General features: G+C 68.7%; 4 protein-coding genes and 1 pseudogene. 2 read left to right on the top strand and 3 right to left on the bottom strand.

The window, feature by feature from the left end:
• Positions 1–522, top strand: a pseudogene (locus tag VFX99_RS09330) (long-chain fatty acid--CoA ligase); the annotation flags it as partial.
• Between the two features lie 7 nt (positions 523–529).
• On the opposite strand, the gene def reads toward VFX99_RS09330, so the two are convergent.
• From def to VFX99_RS09345, 3 genes are read right to left on the bottom strand one after another with little or no spacing between them, the layout of a single operon-like run.
• Positions 530–1,021 (bottom strand): peptide deformylase, encoded by a 492-nt coding sequence (gene def / locus VFX99_RS09335; RefSeq protein WP_329666025.1) that lies wholly within the window; start codon positions 1,019–1,021, stop codon positions 530–532.
• 6 nt (positions 1,022–1,027) lie between these two features.
• Positions 1,028–2,803 carry a MinD/ParA family ATP-binding protein gene (locus tag VFX99_RS09340; RefSeq protein ID WP_329666026.1) on the bottom strand — a complete coding sequence of 592 codons (1,776 nt, stop codon included), beginning with the start codon at positions 2,801–2,803 and terminating at the stop codon, positions 1,028–1,030.
• A gap of 54 nt (positions 2,804–2,857) precedes the next feature.
• A complete protein-coding gene (locus tag VFX99_RS09345) occupies positions 2,858–6,265 on the bottom strand; it encodes a pyruvate carboxylase (RefSeq protein WP_329666027.1) in 3,408 nt (1,135 codons plus the stop codon).
• A 72-nt stretch (positions 6,266–6,337) separates the two neighbouring features.
• Here VFX99_RS09345 and VFX99_RS09350 point away from each other — a divergent pair, with 72 nt between their 5' ends.
• Entirely contained in the window at positions 6,338–7,144 is an 807-nt protein-coding gene (locus tag VFX99_RS09350; RefSeq protein ID WP_329666028.1) for a ParA family protein, read from the top strand.
• Positions 7,145–7,285 lie beyond the last annotated feature (141 nt).

Genomic DNA, 7,285 nt, shown 5'->3' on the forward strand with positions numbered 1-7,285 from the left:
CAGGACGGCTGGTTCCATACCGGCGATCTGGGATCGATCGACGACGACGGCTTCCTCACCATCGTCGGCCGCAAGAAGGAGATCATCGTCACCGCGGGCGGCAAGAACGTCGCCCCGGCAGCCCTCGAGGATCCGATCCGATCGAACCCGATCGTCGGCCAGGTCGTCGTGGTCGGCGATCAGAAGCCGTTCATCTCGGCTCTCGTGACGCTGGACAGCGAGATGCTTCCGACATGGCTGGGCAACAACAACCTGCCCAAGGACATGTCGCTGACGGATGCCGCGGACAACCCTGCTGTCCGCGCCGAGGTGCAGCGCGCGATCGACGCCGCCAACGCGAACGTGTCGCGAGCGGAGTCCATCCGCAAGTTCACGATCCTCTCGACCGAGTGGACGGAGGCGAGCGGTCACCTGACGCCGAAGATGAGCATCAAGCGCAGCGTCATCATGGAGGACTTCGGAGACGAGATCACCGCGCTCTACAGCGTTCCGGTGAACACCTCGAACGTGGCGCTCAGCTGAGGCGACCTCAGAACCATTCGCTCTCGCGGATCTCGCGCATCGCGATCCGCCGGGTTTCGCTCGGCAGCCGGTCCAGGTACAGCTTGCCGTCCAAGTGGTCCGTTTCGTGCTGCAACGCCTGCGCCAGAAGTCCGTCGCCCTCGAGAACGACCTCGTTGCCGTCCAGGTCGATCCCCGTGACGGTCGCGTGCGGGTGGCGCAGCGCTTCGTGCCAGAGGCCGGGAACGGACAGGCATCCCTCACCGACCAGTTCCGGCTCACCCGAGACCTCGACCAGGACGGGGTTGATCACGTACCCGATGTCGCCGTCGATGTTGTAGCTGAACGCCCGCAGACCGACGCCGATCTGCGGCGCCGCCACGCCGGCCCGACCCGGCAGTTCGACGGTGTCGACGAGGTCGCGCACCAGGGCCCGCACGCCGTCATCGATCTCGTCGATCGGTGAACTTGCGGCCCGGAGCACCGGGTCGCCGAAGACGCGAATGGGTCGAACGGCCACGGGTGCCTACGCCGCGGGCGAGACGGCACGCAGTCCCTCGACGAGGGTGGCGGCCAGCTCGCGGGCGGCGAGCCGGGTGGCGGGCTGCAGGTCGCGGAACGCGATCGCACTGCCTGCCGCGACGTGCGGGTCGTACGGGATGCGCACCACCGCGCGCACGCGAGTGCGGAAATGCCCCTCGAGCTCGCCCAGCTGCACGAGCGGCGTGCCGGGCCGAGCGGTGTTGAGCACGACGATGGCGTTGCGCACATGCTCGCCGTAGCCGTTGGTCTCAAGCCAGGTGAGGGTCTCGGATGCGAGGCGTGCTTCGTCGACGCTGAGTCCTGCGACGACGATGATCTGGTCGGCGAGATCCAGCGTCGCGCCCATGACCGAATGGACGATGCCGGTGCCGGTATCGGTGAGCACGATCGAGTAGTAGTGCGCAGCCAGGCTCGCGACGTCGTGGTAGTCGCGGTCGTTCAGCGCCTCGGACACGTGGGGATCGGCGTCCGATGCCAGGACATCGAGGCGCGTTCCGTCGCGAGCGACGATGTTGGAGATGTCGTTGTAGCCGGACACCTCGGAGCGCACCTTCACCAGGTCGCGCACCGTCTTGCCGCTCGAATGCGAGATGCGCTCGGCGAGCGTCCCGCGATCCGGATTGGCGTCGACGGCGATGATGCGGTCGTCGCGGGCATCGGCCAGCGCCATTCCGAGGAGGGTGGTGACGGTCGTCTTGCCGACACCGCCCTTGCGCGAGAGGACCGGGACGAATCGGGCGCCCCCGTTCAGCGGCGCGGCGATCCGGCGGTCGAGCTCCTTTCGCGCGCGAGCGCGCTTGCCGTCGCCGAGATTGATCCGGTGTCCTGAGATCGAATACAGGAGGTGCTGCCAGACCCCCTCGGGCTCGGGACGCACGACCTGGTGCGGATCGAGGAGGCGGTCTGCAGTCAGCAGGTCGGCTGTCTCGCGACCGGCCTCGAACTCGCCGAGTCGCTTCGAGGTCATCGCGACGTCCGTACGCGGGATGACCCGTTCGACGGCGTGCGCTTGGCCGGGCCGCTCTTGCACTTGGGGATGCTGCGCGGCCCGACGCGTGGCCGGCACTGAGCCGGTCGTCGGCGTGGAGTTCGCGACCGAGAGCGAGCCGGTGGCTGTCGCGGCGACGGGGATCGTCGGCGCGACAGGGGCTTCCTTCGCGACCGGCGCGACCTGTGCGAGGGGCGGCTCGTCGACGACGCCGACGTCCTCGGCATCCGGGGTGTCGCTGTGGGCGATGGGGCCCGCGCCGAGTGAGGCGTCCTCGACGGCGACGTCTTCGACGCGCGAACGCTCCTCTCCCGGAGCGTCGTGCTCGAGAGCGGCGTCCTCGAATGCGGCGTCCTCGAGTGCGGCATCTTCGGGCGCGGCGTCGCCGATCGCCGAGTCCTCCACCACGGCATCCTCGATGACCGCGCCGTCTTCGATGCTGCGGGAGGCATAGATGCTCGCGTCGGCCGGCATCTCCTCCAGCTCGCCGGTCAGAGCGACGTCTTCGGCGAAATCCGGGGTGTGCTCGGAGGTGTTCCGATCGCCGGTCTCGGTGAGCTCCGCGGTCGGGTACGGCACTTCGTCGTCGACCACGTCGTCGTCGATGTCATCTTCACCCGAGTCCGACGGCAGCTGCACGCTGACCTGTTCGGTGTGACCACCGAGAAATCCGAAGCCCGACGTGTCGATGCTCCCGCTCTCGGAGAGCACGCCATTCTGCTCGTGCTCGGCGTCATCGGAGTGCATCGGGTCGGTACGATCGGGCGTCACTGCGATACTCCAAAGGCGAATGCGTTGCGCGGGGGGATTGCCGCACCCTCCAGGCTACTGCGCGGGGCGGATGACGACCAAAAGGTCGCCCGCCTCCACCTGCTGGGTATCAGCGATGGCGAGCCGCTCGACGACCCCGCCGACAGGCGCCGTGATCGCTGCCTCCATCTTCATCGCCTCGATGGAGGCGACCGGCTGACCGGCGGTGACGGTGTCGCCGACGGCCGCCTTGAGGGTAACGACGCCTGAGAACGGAGCCGCGACCTGACCCGGCTTGGATGTGTCCGCCCGTTCCGCCTGACGCGTCTCGACGGTGATGCTGCGATCGCGGACGTACACCGGCCGCAGCTGGCCGTTGAGCGTGGTCATGACCGTGCGCATGCCCTTCGCATCCGCTTCGCCGATCGCTTCGAGCCCGACGTAGAGCTGCACGCCCGGGTCGATCTCGGCCACGTGCTCTTCGCCCGGCTTCAGCCCGTAGAGGTAGTCGGGTGTTCCGAGGGATGACAGGTCACCGTACGCCTCGCGGTTCGCCTCGAACTCCTTTGCCGGGCCGGGGAACAGCAGACGGTTGAGGGTGCGGCGCCGTGTGGCGGCGTCGCCTGCCAGCCCGTCGCGCTCCGCATCGGTCAGGGGCGGAACCTCGATCGAGATCTGCTTGCCGGCCAGCACCTTGGTGCGGAACGGCTCCGGCCAGCCGCCGGGCAGATCGCCCAGTTCACCCGCCATGAACCCGACGACCGAGTCCGGAATGTCGTAGTTCTGCGGGTTCTCGGCGAAGTCGGCGGGATCGGCTTTGGCCGCCACGAGGGCGAGGGCGAGATCGCCCACGACCTTCGAAGAAGGAGTCACCTTGGGAATGCGCCCCAGAATCCGGTCGGCGGCCGCGTACATGTCCTCGATGAGCTCGAAGTCATCCGCCATACCCAGTGCGATCGCCTGCTGCCGCAGGTTCGAGAGCTGTCCGCCCGGGATCTCGTGGTGGTATACGCGCCCCGTCGGTCCCGGAAGTCCCGACTCGAACGGGGTGTAGAGGTGTCGCACGCCCTCCCAATACGGCTCCAGGTCGCTGACGGCATGAAGGTCGATGCCCGTGTCGCGCTCGGTGTGGGCGAGGGCGGCGATCAGGGCCGACAGCGACGGCTGGCTGGTCGTACCCGAGAGAGGGGCGGCCGCGGCATCCACCGCGTCGACACCGGCTGCACTCGCCGCGAGAAGCGTCGCGAGCTGTCCGCCCGCGGTGTCGTGCGTGTGCAGGTGCACCGGAAGATCGAAGCGCTCCCGGAGGGCCGCCACGAGCCTGGCGGCGGCGGCCGGACGAAGCAGCCCCGCCATGTCTTTGATCGCGAGGATGTGCGCGCCGGACTCGACGATCTGGTCGGCGAGACGCAGATAGTAGTCGAGCGTGTAGAGCGTCTCACTCGGGTCGAGGAGGTCCGCCGTGTAGCAGACGGCGACCTCCGCGACAGCGGTGCCGGTCTCGAGGACCGCGTCGATGGCGGGTCGCATCTGACCGACGTCGTTCAGTGCGTCGAAGATCCGGAAGATGTCGACGCCGGTCGCCGCGGCTTCGCGGACGAACGCTTCAGCCACCTCGACCGGCCGCGGCGTGTAGCCCACCGTGTTGCGGCCGCGCAGCAGCATCTGGATCGGGATGTTCGGGATGGCCTCTCGCACCGCCGCGAGACGCTCCCACGGATCCTCGGCGAGGAAGCGCAGCGCAACGTCGTAGGTCGCCCCGCCCCATGCCTCGACCGAGAGCAGCCCGGGCGTCATCCGGGCCACGTGCGGTCCGACGCGCACCAGGTCCCGGGTGCGGACACGAGTGGCGAGCAGCGACTGGTGCGCGTCGCGGTACGTCGTCTCGGTCACCGCAAGCGGCACCTGCTCGCGCAGCGAACGAGCGAAGCCGGCCGGGCCGAGCTCGCGCAGGCGATCGAGCGTGCCGGCGGGTGGAGGCGATGACAGATCGATGGCCGGCAGCTTGCTGCCCGGCGAGATGGACAGCGGCTTCTCGCCGTAGGGCCGGTTGACGGTGACATCGGCGAGCCAGTTGATCAGCTTCGTGGCGCGGTCGCGCGACGGGTGGCTCGTCACAAGCCCTGGGCGCTCTTCGATGAAGGCGGTGCTGAGGTCGCCCGCGACGAACGCGGGGTCATCGAGCACGGCACGCAGGAAGGGGATGTTCGTCGAGACGCCGCGGATGCGGAACTCCGCGAGGCCGCGCTTGGCGCGCGCGACCGCGGCGGGGAAATCGCGTCCACGGCAGGTCATCTTGGCGAGCATGGAGTCGAAGTGCGGGCTGATCTGCGAACCCGCAGCGGTCGTTCCACCGTCGAGACGGATACCGGCACCGCCCGGCGATCGGTATGTGGTGATGCGACCGGTGTCGGGCCGGAAGCCCTGCGACGGATCCTCGGTCGTGATGCGGCACTGCAGGGCCGCGCCCCGCAGGACGATACTGCTCTGGTCGAGTCCCAGATCGTCGAGTGTCTCGCCGGCCGCGATGCGGATCTGCGACTGCACCAGGTCGACGTCGGTGACCTCTTCGGTCACCGTGTGCTCGACCTGGATCCGGGGATTCATCTCGATGAAGACATGCTCGCCGGCTCGCTCCCCCGCGGTGTCGACGAGGAACTCGACCGTGCCGGCGTTGACATAGCCGATGGACTTCGCGAACGCGACGGCATCGCGGTGAAGCGCGGTGCGCAGCTCTTCGGAGATGTTCGGCGCGGGCGCGATCTCGATGACCTTCTGGTGACGCCGCTGCACCGAGCAGTCCCGCTCGAACAGGTGCACCGTGTGACCGGTCGCATCGGCGAGGATCTGCACCTCGATATGGCGCGGTCGCACGACCGCCTGCTCGAGGAACACGCGGGCATCGCCGAACGCGGCGCCGGCCTCTCGCATCGCCTCGGCGATCGCGGGCGGCAGCTCCTCGGGACTCTCGACGCGGCGCATGCCGCGCCCTCCGCCGCCGGCCACGGCCTTGACGAAGATCGGGAAGCCGATGTCGGCCGCCTGCGCCACGAGCGCGTCGACGTCCTCGGACGCTTCGGTCGAGCGAAGGACGGGCACCCCCGCGGCGATCGCGTGGTGCTTGGCGGTCACCTTGTTCCCCGCCATCTCCAGGGCGATGGAAGGCGGGCCGATGAACGTGATGCCGTTCTCAGCGGCGCGCGCGGCGAGCTCAGGGTTCTCGGAGAGGAATCCGTAACCGGGGTAGATCGCATCCGCTCCCGACTCCAGCGCGACCCGGATGATCTCACCGACATCGAGGTAGGCGCGCACGGGGTGCCCCGGCTCGCCGATGGCATAGGACTCGTCGGCCTTCTGCCGATGAAGCGAGCCACGGTCTTCGTACGGGAAGACCGCGACCGTGCGGGCTCCGAGTTCGTAGGCGGCGCGGAACGCTCGAATGGCGATTTCACCGCGATTGGCGACCAGGATCTTCCGGAACATGCACACCTCGCTGGACTGCCGTGGAACGGGCTGAGTGTGCTCTCAGCCTAGGGGAAGGTAACGTAGTCGCTTGTGCACGTACTCTCCGTCAGCTCGCTCAAGGGCGGGGTCGGTAAGACAACCGTGACTCTGGGACTCGCCTCCGCTGCTTTTGCGCGGGGAGTTCGGACTCTCGTGGTAGATCTCGACCCGCAGTCCGACGTCTCCACCGGCATGGACATCCAGGTCGCCGGGCGGCTCAACGTCGCCGATGTCCTCGCCAACCCCAAGGAGAAGGTCGTCCGTCAGGCGATCACCTCGAGCGGCTGGGCCAAGGTTCACCCGGGCACCATCGACGTCATGATCGGCAGCCCGTCCGCGATCAACTTCGACGGGCCGCACCCGAGCGTCCGCGACGTCTGGAAGATGGAGGAGGCGCTCGCGACCATCGAGGCCGACTACGACCTCGTCCTCGTCGACTGCGCGCCGTCGTTGAACGCCCTCACGCGCACGGCGTGGGCGGCATCCGATCGCGTGATCGTGGTGACCGAGCCGGGCCTGTTCTCCGTTGCCGCAGCCGACCGTGCGCTGCGCGCCATCGAGGAGATCCGCCGCGGCCTCTCCCCGCGCCTGCAGCCCCTCGGCATCGTCGTCAACCGCGTGCGCCCGCAGTCGATCGAGCACCAGTTCCGCATCAAGGAGCTGCGCGACATGTTCGGCCCTCTCGTGCTGTCTCCCCAGCTTCCGGAGCGCACCTCGCTGCAGCAGGCGCAGGGCGCGGCGAAGCCACTGCACATCTGGCCCGGAGACTCGGCGCAGGAACTCGCCGCCGACTTCGACGCGCTGCTGGACCGCGTGATGCGCACCGGCCGCATCCCCGCCGCCGGCAACCCGGTCTGACCGCCGCGCGGACCCGGAGCTTCATCCGTCACCTCTGCACGCCGCGCGCGGCCATCCGCGTGCACGCGTGACGGATGAGCTCCACACAGGCGGTCGCTTCAAGGAAGTGGTCAGCGCCGATCGTCGATCGCCCGCGATACG

Source organism: Microbacterium sp. (genome assembly GCF_036277215.1).
Taxonomy (GTDB): Bacteria; Actinomycetota; Actinomycetes; order Actinomycetales; family Microbacteriaceae; genus Microbacterium.